The 15,913-nt window shown below is 67.5% G+C and carries 13 protein-coding genes and 3 pseudogenes; 7 read left to right on the top strand and 9 right to left on the bottom strand.

Translation table 11 applies throughout. The features are described 5' to 3' along the window. Nucleotides 1–69: 69 nt before the first annotated feature. Genes OHT74_RS00310 through OHT74_RS00300 form a run of 3 tightly spaced genes read left to right on the top strand, consistent with a single transcriptional unit; the run spans nt 70 to nt 2,357 of the window. Nucleotides 70–1,515 (top strand): polysaccharide biosynthesis tyrosine autokinase, encoded by a 1,446-nt coding sequence (locus OHT74_RS00310; protein WP_328618850.1) that lies wholly within the window; start codon nt 70–72, stop codon nt 1,513–1,515. Continuing rightward, complete coding sequence (locus tag OHT74_RS00305) at nt 1,505–2,125, top strand: arsenate reductase/protein-tyrosine-phosphatase family protein (RefSeq protein WP_328618849.1); 621 nt, start codon at nt 1,505–1,507, stop codon at nt 2,123–2,125. The genes OHT74_RS00310 and OHT74_RS00305 overlap by 11 nt, the downstream gene beginning before the upstream one ends. 43 nt (nt 2,126–2,168) lie before the next feature. Next, on the top strand, nt 2,169–2,357 hold the full coding sequence (locus OHT74_RS00300) for a DUF6381 family protein (protein ID WP_328618848.1): 189 nt from the start codon (nt 2,169–2,171) through the stop codon (nt 2,355–2,357). 213 nt (nt 2,358–2,570) lie between these two features. On the opposite strand, the gene OHT74_RS00295 is transcribed toward OHT74_RS00300, so the two are convergent. After that, nucleotides 2,571–3,824, bottom strand: coding sequence for an outer membrane protein assembly factor BamB family protein (locus OHT74_RS00295; protein WP_328618847.1), 1,254 nt, complete (start codon nt 3,822–3,824; stop codon nt 2,571–2,573). A 404-nt stretch (nt 3,825–4,228) separates the two neighbouring features. Continuing rightward, nucleotides 4,229–4,510, bottom strand: coding sequence for a hypothetical protein (locus OHT74_RS00290; protein ID WP_328618846.1), 282 nt, complete (start codon nt 4,508–4,510; stop codon nt 4,229–4,231). Nucleotides 4,511–4,727: 217 nt separating this feature from the next. Between OHT74_RS00290 and OHT74_RS00285 the strand changes: the two genes are divergently transcribed. Further along, nucleotides 4,728–5,645, top strand: a complete 918-nt coding sequence (locus OHT74_RS00285; protein WP_328618845.1) for a DUF6891 domain-containing protein — start codon at nt 4,728–4,730, stop codon at nt 5,643–5,645. Between the two features lie 58 nt (nt 5,646–5,703). On the opposite strand, the pseudogene OHT74_RS00280 reads toward OHT74_RS00285, so the two are convergent. Together OHT74_RS00280 and OHT74_RS00275 are read right to left on the bottom strand one after the other, a co-directional pair. After that, a pseudogene (locus OHT74_RS00280) lies at nt 5,704–6,453 on the bottom strand (NF041680 family putative transposase); the annotation flags it as partial. Between the two features lie 813 nt (nt 6,454–7,266). Continuing rightward, nucleotides 7,267–7,554 (bottom strand): annotated as a pseudogene (locus tag OHT74_RS00275) (HAD-IA family hydrolase); the annotation flags it as partial. Nucleotides 7,555–7,570: 16 nt separating this feature from the next. On the opposite strand from OHT74_RS00275, the pseudogene OHT74_RS00270 reads away from it, so the two are divergent. The 3 genes and pseudogenes from OHT74_RS00270 to OHT74_RS00260 form a co-directional block, all read left to right on the top strand. After that, nucleotides 7,571–7,753: pseudogene (locus OHT74_RS00270) on the top strand (IS5/IS1182 family transposase); the annotation flags it as partial. A 28-nt stretch (nt 7,754–7,781) separates the two neighbouring features. After that, nucleotides 7,782–8,597, top strand: a complete 816-nt coding sequence (locus OHT74_RS00265; RefSeq protein WP_328618844.1) for a hypothetical protein — start codon at nt 7,782–7,784, stop codon at nt 8,595–8,597. Nucleotides 8,598–8,859: 262 nt separating this feature from the next. Beyond that, nucleotides 8,860–9,174, top strand: coding sequence for a hypothetical protein (locus OHT74_RS00260; protein WP_266673959.1), 315 nt, complete (start codon nt 8,860–8,862; stop codon nt 9,172–9,174). Nucleotides 9,175–9,602: 428 nt separating this feature from the next. Here the strand turns inward: OHT74_RS00260 and OHT74_RS00255 are convergent, their stop codons facing one another. From OHT74_RS00255 to OHT74_RS00235, 5 genes are all read right to left on the bottom strand, one after another. Beyond that, nucleotides 9,603–10,409 (bottom strand): aminoglycoside phosphotransferase, encoded by an 807-nt coding sequence (locus tag OHT74_RS00255; RefSeq protein WP_328618843.1) that lies wholly within the window; start codon nt 10,407–10,409, stop codon nt 9,603–9,605. A gap of 1,120 nt (nt 10,410–11,529) precedes the next feature. Beyond that, complete coding sequence (locus OHT74_RS00250) at nt 11,530–12,606, bottom strand: terpene synthase family protein (protein ID WP_266673963.1); 1,077 nt, start codon at nt 12,604–12,606, stop codon at nt 11,530–11,532. Further along, complete coding sequence (locus OHT74_RS00245) at nt 12,603–13,556, bottom strand: terpene synthase family protein (protein ID WP_266673964.1); 954 nt, start codon at nt 13,554–13,556, stop codon at nt 12,603–12,605. The genes OHT74_RS00250 and OHT74_RS00245 overlap by 4 nt, the downstream gene beginning before the upstream one ends. Before the next feature lie 96 nt (nt 13,557–13,652). Next, entirely contained in the window at nt 13,653–14,738 is a 1,086-nt protein-coding gene (locus tag OHT74_RS00240; protein WP_328618842.1) for a polyprenyl synthetase family protein, read from the bottom strand. A gap of 752 nt (nt 14,739–15,490) precedes the next feature. Continuing rightward, on the bottom strand, nt 15,491–15,694 hold the full coding sequence (locus tag OHT74_RS00235; RefSeq protein ID WP_328618841.1) for a hypothetical protein: 204 nt from the start codon (nt 15,692–15,694) through the stop codon (nt 15,491–15,493). Nucleotides 15,695–15,913 lie beyond the last annotated feature (219 nt).

Here is a 15,913-nt window from a genome sequence, read left to right as displayed (position 1 = left end):
AGACAAGCCCGACAAATTAGTCTAACCTGGCCGGGCGCGCTGCCCGAACGACCCGATGAGGTGCACATCTTGGAACTTCGCAGGATCCTGAGAGTGCTGGCCAGGAGCTGGCTTGTCGTGATCGTCTGCATCCTGCTCGGGGTCTGTGCCGGCTGGGCGGCCACTGCGCTCTCGACCCCCATCTACCAGGCACACGCCCAGCTGTTCGTCTCCGCCCAGTCCGGTGGCGAAACCAGCGAGCTCCAGCAGGGCAACAGCTTCTCGCTGGCCCGGGTCCAGTCGTACGCATCGATCGTGACCAGTCGTCAGGTCACCGGGCACGTCGTCTCCTCCCTCGGCCTCGACGCCACGCCAGACGAACTCGCCGGCCGGATCACCGCGGAAGCACCGATCGGCACCGTGCTGGTCAACATCACGGTCAGGGACACCGAGCCGCGTCGCGCGGCGGCCGTCGCAGATGCGGTTGCCTACCGCTTCAGCGATGTCGTCGAGCGCCTGGAGACCCTCGACGCCCCGTCCCCCAACAGGGTGGCCAAGTCCCCGGTGAAACTGGGCGTCACCCAGACGGCCTCGGTCCCCTCGGCCCCGGTCAGCCCGCGTCCTGCTCTCAACCTTGCCGCGGGCCTGATCGCCGGTCTTTTGCTGGGCGCAGGGGCCGCCCTGCTCCGGGAAACCCTCGACGTCACCCTCAAGACCGCAGACGCCCTGGCTGCCCTCACCAGCCTGCCCGTACTCAGCTCCATTCCCTTCGACAAGAACAGCCCGCAGCAGCCGCTCGCCGCCGGTGCCGCAGGGCACTCGGCGCGGGCCGAGGCCTTCCGTCATCTGCGGACCAACCTGCAGTTCGCCCAGATCGGCGACCGGCCTCGGGTCATCGTCGTCACCAGTTCGCTACCCGGCGAAGGCAAGACCAGCACCGCGGTCAACCTCGCCTTCTCGCTCACCGAAGCCGGCACCTCCACCTGCCTCGTCGACGCCGACCTGCGCCGCCCCTGCGTGGCCCCCACCCTCGGGCTCGTCCAGGACGCCGGCCTCACCAGCGTGCTGATCGGCCAGGCGCGGATCGGGGATGTGATGCAGACGGCGGGCAGGCTCTCCGTCCTGACCAGCGGCCCCGTCCCGCCCAACCCCACCGAGCTGCTCGCCTCCGACCGGATGGCGGAATTGCTGCGCGAACTTGCCGCTGGCTACGAGGCCGTGGTCGTCGACACTGCCCCGCTGTTGCCCGTGGCCGACACGGTGGCCCTCGCCACTCTCGCCCACGGCGCACTCCTGGTCGTACGGGCCGGAAAGACCCCGCGCGACCGGGTCGCAGCGGCGACCGAAGTCCTGCGTACGGTGGGGGTGCGGACCCTCGGCACGGTCTTCAGCATGAGCCCGAAGCCGAGGCAGGGGGGATACGGATACGGATACGGCGACCCGTCAGCCGCGCAGACCCCGCCGCCGCGTTCATGCGCCGAGGATGAGCTGCTCCGCGGGGCGAGGCTGCTGAGAGGTGGGGTCAATGGACGCTGATCCAGTCCGCGGGCTGGAAGCCGAAGACCGGACTGCGCGAGGGCATCGAGGAGACGTACCCAGGGCTGACGCCGCGGCTCGGCTGACCATCCTCTTCATCTGCACCGGCAATGTGCACCGCTCCCCGCTGGCCGAGCGGCTGCTGGCTGCCAGGCTCCCGGAAGCGCGGGTGGGCAGTGCGGGCACCAGGGCCCAGCACATCGCGGGCATACATCCGGCGACCGGTTCCGTGCTGAAGCAGCTGGGCGGGAACCGTGCCGGGTTCACGTCCCGGCTGTTGAGGCCTGAGCTGGTCGCAGAGGCCGATCTCGTACTGGGTCTCGAGCGGGAGCACCGGGAGACGGCCGTACGGCTGTGGCCGGTGGCCCTGCGCAAGTGTTTCACGGTCAGGGAGTTCTTGCGTCTGGCGCAGGGGGAGGTGGTCCCACCCCGGGAAATGATCGCCCGGGCCGCGGCCGCCCGCGGCAGTTTGGCGCCGGTGGAGCGGGCCGCAGACGGGATCGCAGATCCCTGGGGTGCCTCGTACGACGTACTGCTGACGTGTGGGCGGGAGATCGATGAGGCGGCCGCGGAGCTGGCCGGGCTGCTGGCGGAGCGGGGCGGCCCGTAAAGCCAACTAGGGGGCACGGTTGATCTGAGGCTGATCCTTTGGAGTGAGCGTTGCAGGCGAGTCCGGCAGCCGCGCCCAGCAGATGCGTGACCAGGCGCAGAAGCTCGAGCACGCCGCGGAGCGGGCCACCGACCCGGCGGAGCGACTGCGGCTGAAGGACAAGGCCCAACGGATCCTGGACCAGGACAAGAAGGAGAGCGGCCGGGGCAGCGGGGACATCGACCCCATGTGATGGCCCCAGTACCTGAACCGGCCGGTGGCCGCCCACGCGATCTTCTGTGCGTGAGCAAGACACCGGCCGGTGACGACGTCCACCCGGACCTGGTGGCCACGCTGGCCCGTCGCCGGCACCTGCCGGCCCTGCTCGAGCGGCACGTGCCGCTCGGCAAGTGATCGACAGGATGCTGCCCAGGGGTTGTGTCGCCTGAGGGACTGCCAGACCGGGTCATCCGATGGCCGGGTAGGCCATTGCGTCCGTTCCCTTGAGCGTCAGGCCTACGTACTCGTTCACCGCGTAGGGTGCGATGCCGGGGGACGTAGGCAGATCCTCACCCGTGCGAGCGTCCATCGCCAGCGGCCCGCTGTCGGTGCTGCCGTAGATCCGGCCGCGCCACACAGCAGTCACTCGCGGCGCGATGCGGTCGGCAGCCTTGTCCGGCAGTTTCCATCGGAGCTCACCGTTCGCGGTGTCGAAGGCCCATACCGAGAGCCCCTGCCAGTTTCGGAAGCAGACGAGGGTGCTGACGCCGTCGAAGTCGCAATCGGCGGGTCCGAAATCCTCCGGGAGTTCTTGCCTTACCACTCCGCTCTCCGGGTCGACAAGGCGGTGGAAATCGACGTCGTTCTTGCTTCGTCCTGTGACGCTGACGAGTTGGGGTCCGCCGGCGCCCACGCCGGGATATTGGCTGTCCTCCCCGCGCCAGCGCTGCTCTCCGGTGTTCAGGTCGTATCCGGCAGCAGCTTCGTACTGACTGTTGATCTCGTCCTCCGTGATGCCCACCACGGTGCCCTTCGCGATCCTCTGTGCCTTCAGCAGGTCGCGTGTCCACAGCACCCGGCGGTCTACCAGGTCGATGGCGTAGGTCGTCGAGCCGGAGGGCTTGAACGCGCCGACGGTCACCAGCGCGACACGCCCCGAGCTCCCGGCGATTCGCGCGCTCAGCGGGCTGGGCGCGCCCTTCGCCCACTCCGGAATGTTCAACGGCAGTCGCCATTCGACCCGTCCACTGGCCGCGTTCACCGCGGTGAACTCCACGAAGACCCGCTCGGCGTGCGTACCCACCGCTGGCTGCTTCACGACGAACGAGGCGAGGGCCAGCGGGGAGGCGCGCTCCGTGATGGACACCGGGTGCGTGAACAGGAAGGAGCCTTGTCCGTCCGCCTGCGGATCCGTTACCGGCGTCGCCTCGGGTTTGATGGCGGCTACGGCGCCGCTGGTGGTGTCGATGGACAGCAGGCTTTCCTGCGTGGCCACATAGGCCTTCTCCTTGTAGAGCGCCACCGGATTCCTCAGAAGCTCCATGTCCTTGCCTTTGGCGGTGAGGAGCCCGGCGGTGGCTGCCTTCGGCATCAGGACACCGGCCTTGGGATCGAACTTCGCCGGCGGAGCGAACACGGCGCGCGCGGACTCCGACGAGGTGCCTGTGGATACGTCGGGTTGTGGACTGCAGCCGGTAGGGGCGGCCGTCAGCAGCAGCACGCATGATGCCCAACGGCCGACGGGACGGCTCAAGTTCACGACAACCTCATCCACTCGATGATCAGATGATCACTCTACGGTCGGAGTGAAGTACACCCGAGCCACCGTGCCGCGAACTCCGGGTTCCGGTCCACGCCTGCGGACGGCCGTCCGGTGGAGACCGTTCCTTCGGCCTGCGGCCGGTGCGGCGGGCACTTGTCCTTGGTGCTCGTTGACGATGTCGAGGGCGGAGCCGAGCGGGTGTGCGCTGGTTGCGGCGTCCGCGCGTTCATCGCGGATAGAGAGGAGTCCAGGGCGGCCGCGGGTCCCGGTGGGCCTGCTGCTCGTGCGGGAGCGAGTACCGGGAGCTGCGCACCGCGCTGCTACGCCGCGCTTGGTTGTCTATGGGGCCGCGGAGGCTGTCCTCATGCGATGGGCGTCGTGTGATGTTCACTGAGCATTTTCAGTGTGGCCACCGATCGGGGGATGCCGGGGGCGGCGTGTTGGTGGCAGAACGGACGGGGCTCCTCGGCGGTTGAGGGAGGAAGTCGGTCACCGACGTCGAAGCCCTGGAGTTCACCGACGATCAGCCGCGCCACCTCCATGACGTCTTCACGAAGGCGACCGACCAGGCTCGCAGGACGACGGACCGGTACGACGACCGCGAGGGCGCCACCGCGCCGCGTCCGGTGCGCCAGGACGACCAACGCGCGCACCTTCCCCGTCCCGGCACGCATCGCGGTCCGGAAGCTGGCCGCTGAGCTTGCCGCTTATCCTCTGCGGTCGATGAGTGCCGGGCCGGGGGTAGCAGGAAACTGAGTGACCGGGCCTCTGCACGGGATCGGATTTGTCCTGGGCCGTCGCAGTGAGCTGCGTCGTGGGTCCCGGAGGTCTGCTGTCAGGGGGGTGTGTCAGAGTCTGCGCATGCTTGAGATCGTGGTGAAGACGGAGAATGGGCAGCGGCACGTTCGTGTGTCCGCCGAGGAGTTGGCTGGGCTGGTCCGGCGAATCGGCGGTGAGGGTGACCGGTTTCTGGTGGTCCATCGGATACCCGACCTCCCCGACGTCTTCGCGCAGGTCTGGCACGAGGCCGGCGGGGACTACACGCTGGAGCACCGCGACGGTGCCGCCAGCCGGCACTTCCAGGTGTTGGTCGACGGCTCCGAGGCCGTGATTGAGGCCATGACCGGCTGGGCCCGGCAGGGGTCCGGTTGGAACACTGATCTGACCTGGTCGCTGCTGGATGTGGGCCCGACCCGTGAGGTACCGCCGCTCGCCCTGGACGAAGACGAGCGCGAGGAGTTGGAGAAGCGCGTCCGCGAGGTGCTGGTCGGCGGCTACGCCGACCGCGCCGAACTGGCGGAGCTTGCCGAGGAGTACCTGGTCACCCCAGACCGTCGGCCCGTATCGCGCGAGCAGGCGGAGGTGCTGGCCGACCGGATGTGGCTGGAGCGTGTCGCGGAGCAGGCCGAATGGCAGGGCGAGACCGACCCGGAACGGCTCACCCGCGCGTTCACCGCCCTGCAGGAGGCTGGTATCACCGCTCGCGAGAACTTCACCTGTTGTCGCAGCTGCGGCCAGTCCGAGATCGGCGGCGAAGGCGGGACCGACGCCCGTGGCTTCGTCTATTTCCACTCCCAGTGCACGGACTCCGCCACTGCCGGCCACGGACTGACGCTCCTCTACGGAGGCTTCGACGGCTCGTCCGAGACCACCGCGGCCATCGGCTACGAGGTCGTGGCCGCTCTAGAAGCAGCGGGTCTCCAGACCGATTGGGACCGTGACCCAGGCCGGGCCATCACCGTCATCTCCCTGGAGTGGCGCCGCCGCCTGGTCGGATAGAGATCGTCTCCAGAGTGTCCGTTCGGCATGGCCGCAGCGTTGGCCACCCGTGCAGCGGTCACGGGGCCAATCCAGTTCGGCGGAGCTTGGTGACTGCCTGATCGTGGGTGGGCTGGCGGTAGGGCTGGCCAGTGACAAATTCGAGGCCGACGTCGTGCCGTGTTGCCGGGTAGCGGTTCTTCGAGTCGGGCGGCCGTCCGGGGCCTGGGCGCAAATGTTTGGGAGCAGCTGCTGGCGAGGGCAGCCGCGCATGGAGGTTCCGGAACCCGCGGCGGACGCGGGCCGGTGTCAGCTTGTTCGGGCGGCCGGTTTCTCCCAGGGACGTCGCAGGTCGATGGCGAGCGGACGGTCGAGGCTGGGCTGGGTGTGTGCGGTGATGATCAGCCAGGTCCATCGCTCGGCGGCCTCCGGTTCTCGGATCTTTGGCTTGGTCCAGCCCATGGTCTGTTTGATCATTTTGAAGGTGTGCCCGATGTCGAACCGGCGCAGAAAGGCATGCCAGCAGCGGTTCACGTCTGCGTCGGTGGCGTCCACACGTGACCACCAGAGCCAGATCGGCTTTGGATTGCCGCCGGATGGCAGGTGCTCGACTTCGAGAAGGATGACGGTGCCGGAGATGATGGGCAGTTCACCATCGTGGGCGAGCCAGGCGGCTTTGCGGGTCAGCCGGAGTGGAGACGGTCCCAGGCAGGTCGCCGAGGATGAACTCGCCGCCGTGCCTGGGCGGGCGCCCGCCCTTCGGGTCGTAGACGCGGGTCGGGGTCGGCCGGCGCATCACTCGGTCCGAACCATGCGGTCCTACTCCTTCAAACACCCGGAGCTCTACCCTGAGGATCCTGAGTCCCTGACGCCCAGTCAGGACGACAATGGCATCTGGGGGATGGACTATGAGCGCTGACAGCGTACTGTTCATAGTGGTTTTCGTAGTTGTCGTCGCGGCCCTTGCCAAGTGGGACGACATCGTCTCGTGGCTTACTGCCGGTGACGCCGCGCCCGAGGGACGGGAATGGAAGAAGCCCGCCCCCGTGGCGCTCTCAGCGGCGCAGGAGCTCCTCTTGGCTGAGATTTACGCAGCCTCGGCCGACTTTGCACGCCGAGCCCAGGCCCAGGGCATCGCTCCGCATAGCTTGAAGTTCCCCGTGGGAGAGGAACCGGTGTCGGTGTGGCACCTCATCGAGGACGGTTGGCCCTCGATCGGAACCAACGGCGTGCCTTACACGTACGACTCGCACGAGTACCACGCTAGACCGTTCGCCTGCGTGATCCGGCCGAGATATGGATGGGCTTCGACGAGGGAGTGGGGAAGTACAAGAAGGTCCTCAAGCGGACACTCGCCCGCAAGGGTCTACAACCGCAGCCGCGCCGGAAGAAGCCCTCCAAAGCCACTGAGCCCAATCCGCGCCAGGGCGGCCGGCGCCGCCCCCCGCCCAGATCAGACGACGGACCGTACCCCCATAGCAGGGACCACCTCTTCTAGACGGTGGGCCCTCTCTGTCGCGGGGCTACCGGCACCGACTGCTGCCGCCTCGCCGGCACACGAGCCCGCGCCGAACACGCAGAAGCGGGCTGTTCAGCCGCGTTAACGCCTGGCCGGAGCCGCCGGAGACCGGCCAGGCCTACGTCATCTGAGTGGGACACGCCCTGGGACCAAGGGCTCGGCATCCAAGTGAGCTGCGATGCGCGTGATGGTGCTGGCGTTGTCTTCGAATAGATGCGCCTGCATGCCCGCCGCCTGGGCGGCCTCAACGATGACTGCAACATCGTCGATGAACAGGCAGTTCTCCGGCAGCACATCCAAGCTGGCGCATACAACCTCGAAGGCACGCGGGTCAGGCTTCTCGATGCCGATCTCGTGCGAGTAGAAGATCTGCTCCACCAGTTGGTCGAAGTGATACAGAGTCGTCTCCCGCAGGCCGCCCGCCTGCGGCTCACGCGGCGGACGGCCACCCGGCTTCGACGAAGAGCGCTACAAGAAGCGGAACACCGTCGAACAGGCCATCAACAAACTCAAGCACGCACGAGCCGTGGCCACCCGGTACGACAAGTGCGGCTGCGTCTTCCTCGGCACCGTCACCGCAGCCGCCCTGGTCATCTGGCTCCGAACATGACCGACCGAACAAGTCCTAGGCTCTACCCGTGTCCGACTACCAAGATCCTTTCGCTGTCTGCTATCCCGCCCTTCTGCCGTGGGCGCAGTCTTCCCGGCAGGACGATCTTCACCGTGCTGTGCGGACCGCCGTGGAACGCTCGCTTGTGGTGCTGTGGGGCGACATAGACCTGGAGAAACCGGCGACTGACGCCGACGTACACGCGATCGTCGTCGCCTCTGACACGTACGTCCAAGGCTGGTTCGACGCCGTGATCCGCCCTGCTGCCCACTATCCCCCGAACAACTGGGGATGGCCGTCCTCGCTGGGGGTGTGGCTGGATGCCTCTAAAAGCCACGGCCGGGGCAGGGCCTTTCGTCACACCATCGCCGAGAACCTCGACTTCTTCGCCAGGTTCCCTTTCTGGGAGACGCTGCACCTGGTCGGATACGCCGAGCACGCTGCCCGAACGACGACGGGAACTCCCCGGCAGCGGGCTGCCGGTGCCACTGCTGAGGCCCTGCGGTGGGCTTGGGCCCGGCACGCCGACAGACTCGGCTGGGACGACGCCGAGTGGTACGAGTACGTCAAGGTGAACGAGCTGATCGGCTGGACGACGGCGGCACTGCAACTTCCCGGGGTGAGGCCGTCCCAGGCTGCCGACCGGGTGGAAGAAATCGCCGGGCAGAAGTGGGACCACTGGTCACCGTGGACGTCGGATGAACTACCGGCGCCGTTCATCGCCCAGGCGGCGCAAGCCGTGGCGGACTGTGTGGCGACAAGCGCGGCTACGTCTTCCTCGGCACCGTCACCGCAGGCGCCCTCACCATCTGGCTCCGAACGTGATCGACCGGACAAGTCCTAGCTAGGGCCTGTGTGATGTCGTGATCACTTCCTGGGTTCTGTCCTCTTCGTGGGGTGGAAGCCGGTAGGACTGTGGTCGTGACTCGTAGGCAACTCACCAATGCCCAGTGGAAGTTCATCGAGCCGTACCTGCCGATCGGTAGGTACGGCCCGTACCCGGAGCGGTTGCGGGAACAGTTCGATGGTGGTCCAGGCCCCAGGCCAGCACCCACGCCGGTACCCGACACTTCGCCAGTACGCTGATCTTGTTAGCGTCCTTTGCCATGACGACTGACGATTTCCGCTGTGATCTCACTGCCATCTGCAAGGCTGCGGACAGCGGTTACCTGCTGCAAGTGGTTCGCGAGGGAAGTCGCGAGCCCCTCGCCGAGAAGGACCTCTCGCACTGGCCTGACTGGCCGACATTCCCGGCCGACGCAGCCCATGCGGCGGGGTGTGAGCTCGTCATGCTCGGCTACATGATCTGGCCTGACACGGTCACCTCCGACTCGCTGATCGGATGGCGTCCTCTACAGGGCCAGCAGGCATGGTCGGCGAAGGTCGGCACCTTCGCCCAACTGCAGGCCGCCGGTATCTGACGGCAGCAGGCTGCGAGGTCGTCTGGCCGCAGGCGGAGTGTGGTACCCGACTGAGCACGCATCTGGCCAGGCGGGCCAACTACGTCGGTCAGTGAAACTGAGCAGTCGTCATGTGGGAGTTCTCGCTTCGCTGTCCAGGAGGATTCTCTTTTCGGTGTCAGGGGTCTGGGTCTGGGCGGTATAACGGGGTCTCCAGGTTCCGCGGGCTGTTGAGTTGGGGATGGGGTCCTGTTCGGGGTGGACAGGTAGTGAGGACCAGTTGGTCATCGGGTGTGCTCGCCTGCGCGGACAGTCATGGTGGCCTCTTGCGATCGAGGGTCTCCGGTGTGTCCCGCCGAAGGCCTGCGGCTGCGCATCTGGCTGCATCGGGCGGGGCGTACAGATGCTTGGGTGCGGCTTCACCGGCTACCTGGGACCGGTGGCCGCGGTCAGCTCCAGTGTGCGGCCCATGCGCGGGCGGCGGCGATCGTCTCGTCGAGCTCGGTCATCCCGTATTTCTGCCAGGCTTCCCAGGAGCGCGCCTCGGCTTCGGTGAGGGCGCGTACGGCTTCGCGGGGGGCGCTCGCGAACGCGGGGATGGACTGTGCCCAGCGGGCCGCCTGTTCGGGGGTCTGCCAGCCGTCCAGGACGAGCCGCATCCCCCACAGGGCGGCGTCGATCCAGGCCGGGCCGCGCATCGCCCAGGCCCAGTCGGTGAGCCACACCCGATGGTTCTCCCCGATCATGAAGTTGCTGGCGGCCGGGTCGGAGTGCACGAGCCGGTCACCGGTGAACAGGTGCTCGTCGGCCGGGTTGCAGTACTCACCCCACCGGTCCCACGCTGTCCTTGCGAGTGTCTGGGGCGCGGGGCGCACGCTCAGCTCGCGCAGCACGGCGGCGATCGGCTCCAGGTGGTCGCTGCTCTGGGCGAACCACGCCCACGGGGTGGCGGTCACGCCCTGAAAGGCGACCAGCAGCCAGCCGCCCGCCTCCGTCCGCCACAGCACCTTCGGCGCGCAGGTGGGCAGGAACGGGTTGACGGCCGCCTCCGCTTCGAGTTCATCCAGCCGCTCGTGGTCCAGCGGGAGCCCCTTGATGAACTGCTTGGGGGCGCCCGGAGGGAAGAACAGCGAGGCCAGTGAGCTGCTGGTGCCGTTGTCCATGTCGACGCGCGGGCAGTCCGGCCCGACCCGGTCGGCCACGGCCTGCCGGGTGGCTTCGGGGAGGTCCTCGTACGGGAGCCGGTCCACGCGCACAGCAGTCAGCTCTCCTTATCGGGGCTGGGGCGGGTTGGGCGGCATCGGAGGGTTCTTGTCCGGGCGGGTGGGGGCGGTCGTCGGGCGACCCTTCGGCGGAGTGGAGGTGGGAGCGGCGGGAGGACGGCGGTGGAGTAAGGGGGTCGTCATGGCGGCGAAGCTACCGGTCGCCGGCCGGCCACCGCCGGGCATCGCAGGGATTGGCCGAGATCCTCCCCGGACAAGGCCCCATCGCTTGGTCCGCCTCGGCCTGAGCCTCGCACGTGCGCGCGGGGGAAGGCCCCGGACTCTCGAATTGTGGCCCACGAAGCCGCGAGCGGCCGGCCGCCGGGGCTGGCTTGGTGCCTGTTTCCCGTCCCGGGGTGCGCTCGTTGGTCGGGTATGACCCTCCTCTACCACTACACGTCGGTGGCCCATCTGCCGCAGAAGCGGCCTGGAGCACGACTCGCTCTGGTACCCCGTCCACGACGCACCGCATGACGTCGGCTGGCCCGTGAAGATAAGTTGATCACCGGCTGGCTCGAGGCTGGCCTGGTGAGGCCGCGGTCCCAGGAGCCGGGCGGTACGCGCTGGCAGTGGCGACGATTCCCGCATTGAGCCCGTTGGCGGGTGGCTTGCGCGCTACGCTCAAGATCACGCCGTGCGGACAGGAGTGTGCGGACGAGGGCAGGTGTCCCAGGCGCTCTGGACAGCACCTGACCGCACGAGGTGCCCCCGCCGGCCGGCGGGGGCACCTCGGCGACATTTCACCCGGGCGTGCGGCGGTGGTGTCCGGCATGGCAAAGCCTGCATCCCGACGCGGGCCGATTCCGCCCCTTTGCCCGTCCGGGGTGTGCCGGAGAAGCGGTAGCGGGGCCACGGCGTCGTCGTACGCGGCACACGCCGCTGTAGCGGGCCGCGAGGACATCCAGGGCCCGCCAGAAGGATCCGCTTCATGGACCGGCCGCCTGCGCTGAGTGCCTACGGATCCGCGGTTTGTTGTCATAGTGCGTAGGGTGGCGGTGTGACGGAAACCGAGGCCACGGGCTACGACTGTCTCTCGTCTCGGTCAGCGATGCATCAGGTCAGCGGCTTCCCTGGTGCTGCGAGCTGGACGTTTCCGTGAAATCGAGTGGCGTGATCACGCTCGGCCCGATGGCGGCATCGAGATGCCGGGCGGGTCGAGGGTGCTGGGAGACCGTCTGTGATCTGTACGGTCGGTGAACAGAGTGACGGTCCCGCTGTGGATGGGACGGTGGACCAGCTCCGCAGAGCCGTGGTATCGGGCAGCGAATCGTGACTGTTCCAGGTTCCCCGAGATCACGTACTCCAGGTGACGCAGGTAGGCACTTTCGGGCCCGCTCTCAGCGCCCAGCCGCGAGTGACGGAGAGCAGTCAGCATGTCAGCGACCTGTTTTTCCTTGAGAGTCACAAGGCCGACGATCTTGTCGATGGCCTGCTGGAGTGTTGCCCCGGTTTCGAGCAGGACGCACACCGCGTTGACGTGGTCACCGCAGAAGTGTTCGGCGCGGAAGGAGAAGAGGTCGTTGGAAAACAGCAGGTGCTCGGCGCAGGCCCAGTGCAAGGGGCGTAGCCTGGCTAGAACCGGGTCTGGGAGATCGACGCCTGCCGCGTATTCGGTGAGGATGAAGTAGACCCAGGCGGCCAGGCTCTGTTCCACGCGCACGCTGGTGTAGTTGGCCAGGTCCAGGACTGAGCCCCGTTGGCGTGAGGATACTTCGCGGAAGCATCCGGTGGCGAAGTCTTGTGTGGCTTCTACCAGCCTGTGACGTTGCCGTGCAGGCATCCGCTGGGCCATCGTCTGCCAGATCTGAGCCAGCGCGCTGCCGTGGGCGGTAGCCGGCGGCCCGCCTTGCATCACCTGGAGTGTGTCTTCGAGGACCTGCTTGGCATCGGTGTGACTCTTAGGGCCTGCCTGCAGGAACAGGTCGTCGAAGGCGAAGAGGAACGAGGTGAGCCGGGCGAGGTCGTAGAACCGGTCTTCGTCGGTGACCGGGTAGGTGAGCGCGGTCCACAAGGCGCTCCGCTGGGCAAGGAAGGCGTCTCGGGCATGGTCGGTGGCAAAGGGGTAGTGCTCGGTCAGCCAGCGGTCGTGCCGGGGCTCGAGCCTTTCGATGTTCGGGTGCCGGTGCTGGGCCAGTAGGCGGGGGATGGCGCAGAGCTCGTAGGTGGCGCCGTCGTCGATGACATGAGTCATGGCAGCAGGTCACCGCTGTCCGGGTCCGTGCCACCGACCCATCCGTCGTCGGAGTACCGGGTGGCCCCGAACGCTTGGTACCAGGTGTGCAAGCCGCTGGCCGCTAGCGCCATGTGGTGCACGACGCGCTCCACGGCTTGCTGGTGGGGGCCGAAGTCCGGGAGTGCGTCGACGAGGGCCGTGAACTTGGCGGCATCGGCGGCATAGATGCGGTACATCTCGTCGCAGGCGTCTTCGAGTCCCAGGCCGCGCTCATGCTGGAGGACGAACGCCAGGTTGATCGTCTCGCCGTCGCCGCTGCGGGGGATCTCCTTCGCCATGGAGTAGGCATCGTTCTGCCATGCCGTCATCCGCGCCAGCAGGTGCATGATCTGTCGGAGAACCGGGTGCGTTGCAATGTGGTCGGGCAGTGGGACCCCCAACTCGAGTTCCACCAGAGCGCACCAGGGGTACATGCCGATGCTGTAAGGCCGGAACTCTTCCAGTTCGGCAAGGGAAGGGACACGGTTGTCCAGCTTGAAGGGCGCTTCACTATCCATGCCCGTGAGGATGAAGTCCCGGTGCACGGAGGAGAACCGGCTCAGCCACGCCGGAGGCATCACCTTTTCGGCCCGTGCCCGCACGTCGGCGATCATCCTCAACACGGGGTGCTCGTCGGAGTGGGGCTGGGCGCCGTCCAAGAGCTCTGCGACGCGCCTGGCCAGAGAAACGAGTTCACTGTGAGGACTCATCCCGAAGTAGTCGTCGACGTGCGTTAGCCAGAGTGTGTGCAGGGCGGTGATCAGTGCCCTCTCGTGCGAGAGGGGGCGGGGGAAGCAGTACGCGGCGGCGAGGTCGAGCCTCTGCCGCCGGTACCGCTCCCGCCCTTCCTCGGGCAGGTGGACCAACTGGTCACACCACGTGCTGTACTGCGGCGCCAGCGTTTCGGAGTAGGGGCTGACGTCGCGCACCGTGAAGCGATCCGGGAGCTGGAATCGGTGCGGCCTGACAAGCTCGGCCAGGGAATGTGTGGAAGGCAAGGTGGGTCTCCGCTCTTGACGTGTCGCTCAGGCGTCTCGGGTCGTGGTGTCGTGGGCGATCTGACGTAGGGCGTCAGTCGCGGCGGCGGGGAACGATGCTTTGTCCAGTAAGCCGAGCGCCTGGTCACGCCGTGAGGTGATCATGCGTTCGACGCTGTCGCGGGCGCCGGTCGCGATGAGGATGTCCCGGATGCGGGCAGCGCCGTCCTCATCCAGGCCAGGATCGCCGACCAGCCTTTCCAGGACCTGACGCTGGCCGTCATCAGCGCGCTGCAGGCCGTGGGCAAGCAGGACCGTGTGCCTTGCGTCGCGCAGGTCTTCCGTGCACGACTTACCTGTCGTACCGAGAGCCCCGAAGACTCCGAGGAGGTCGTCACGGAGCTGGAAGGCCTCGCCGATGGGCAGGGCGAAGGCGCTCAGCGAGGCGAGCACGTCCGGGTCCGCGCCGGCGAGCGCGGCGCCGATGTGGAGAGGCCGCTCGACGGTGTACTTGGCGGTCTTGTAGTGCACGATCGCCATGGCCCGCTCAGTGTCGCTGGTGGGTTGGCCAGCGGCGACGACATCAAGGTACTGCCCGCACATGAGCTCGGTGCGCATACTTCCGACGATCGGCAGAACGGCAGACAACTGCGCGGCGGTCAGGCGCGCCGCGGGAAACAGCTCGTCCGACCAGGCCAGAGCAAGGTCACCTAGAAGGACGGCGGTGCTGGAGCCAAGGTGCTCCGCCTGTGCGGGCGAGCGCCCCTCGTGGTGGAGCTCGGCGAGCATTCGGTGAAGGGTCGGCCGGCCACGACGGGTGGCGGAACAGTCCATCACATCGTCGTGGATCAGCGCGAAAGTATGGAACATCTCCAAGGAGGCGGCCGCGTGAAGCACCAGAGCCAGCTCTTCCCGGCCGCCGGCGGCATGCCAGCCCAGCACGCACAGCAACGGCCGCAGCCGCTTGCCGCCGATGAAGAGGAAGCCATGCAGCGCTTGCCTGGCTTCACTTGGCAGATGGCAGACGGAACCTGTGTCCAGCTTTTCAGCCAGGAAGCCTTCCAGCACGGCATCGACGGCATGACGGACATCCCGCAAGTCCAGCGTGGCCGTATCCACGGAGTCAGGCGTCATCAGCCAGCCTCTCCCCTCCTGCTCTTCGGACGGCCGCGACCCGGCGCGTTGGCGCACAGATCACAGGTGCACCAGGGCGCGCTGCAGACTGGGCGAACACGGCCACGTGCCAGGGCGGGTGGGCGCAGAGCGGAGACGCTTACGCAAAGAGGGCGCTGCCGAACAAGGCATCGGGCCACAGGCAGACCGGCCCGAGCAGGTAAGACCGCATAGCCGCCGATGTGCCCGTCGGCTCCCTCGCCCATTACCCTCGCCCGTCGAGGAATTGAGGCATCGCGGAAATTTCGGCGTCCTCGCTCATCCCGACACCTCTGGAAATAGTCACGCCACAACCAGAGGAATGCTACCGAGAGTGCCGCATTGGATACAATAAGTGATTTTAGCCAGGCCGGAATCGCAGTCCGTACACAAATACTTAGATATCGGGCGCAGCCGCGTACGGACGGGCGGGGGTTCTTCCGCTCGGCGAGGGCGTCGACCTGATCGGGCCGGAACGTGTCGAGGCGCGGGGTGGCGGTGAACGCGTCGGGCGGGACGCAGCGTAGGACGAGCGCGCCGCCGGTGTCGGGGTGGGCTCGGGCGTGGTCGAGGGCGGCGTCGAGCCGGCGGGCGAGTTCGAGCAGGACGCGGACGGGCAGGTCGGGCAGCCCTTCGAGGCCGATCTGGTGCTCGTGGACGCTGGGGGGGTCGGCGAGCGGCCAGCCGGTCATCCCGGCCGCGAGGAGGCGCCGGTGGTGACGTGGGAGGTCTACTCAGCGTTCCTGCGGTGGCGTGGGCGCGAAGATGGAGACGCACGACCCCACGGACGTCACCGGCATGTCAGCGGCTGCCTCTTCGTCAAAGTCCGCCCCCGCAGATGTCACCGGGACGTCGGCGGCCGCCTCTTCGTCGAAGTCCGCGCAGCTGTTGGGATCATTCCCGGCTGCCGCGACGATGGCGATCCCGTTGAGAGCCATGACCGCAAGAGAATCACGGACGAATTGGTCGGAGCTGCTGTACTCCTGGTCCGTGCTGAGGGAACGGTTGGGCACGTCCCCCGGGGTCGGGGCGGCGGAGGCCGTCACGGCGCCTGAGGCCATCAGTACAGCGGTGCAAGCCGCGGCCACGAGGGTGCGGGCAGTGCGTCGGGATTTCATTGATGACTTCCTCTCACTTGGCCATGCGTCGTCAGGTCA

This window comes from Streptomyces sp. NBC_00354 (assembly GCF_036106915.1).
GTDB lineage: Bacteria > Actinomycetota > Actinomycetes > Streptomycetales > Streptomycetaceae > Streptomyces.
This window is presented reverse-complemented; position numbering and strand designations above follow the sequence as displayed.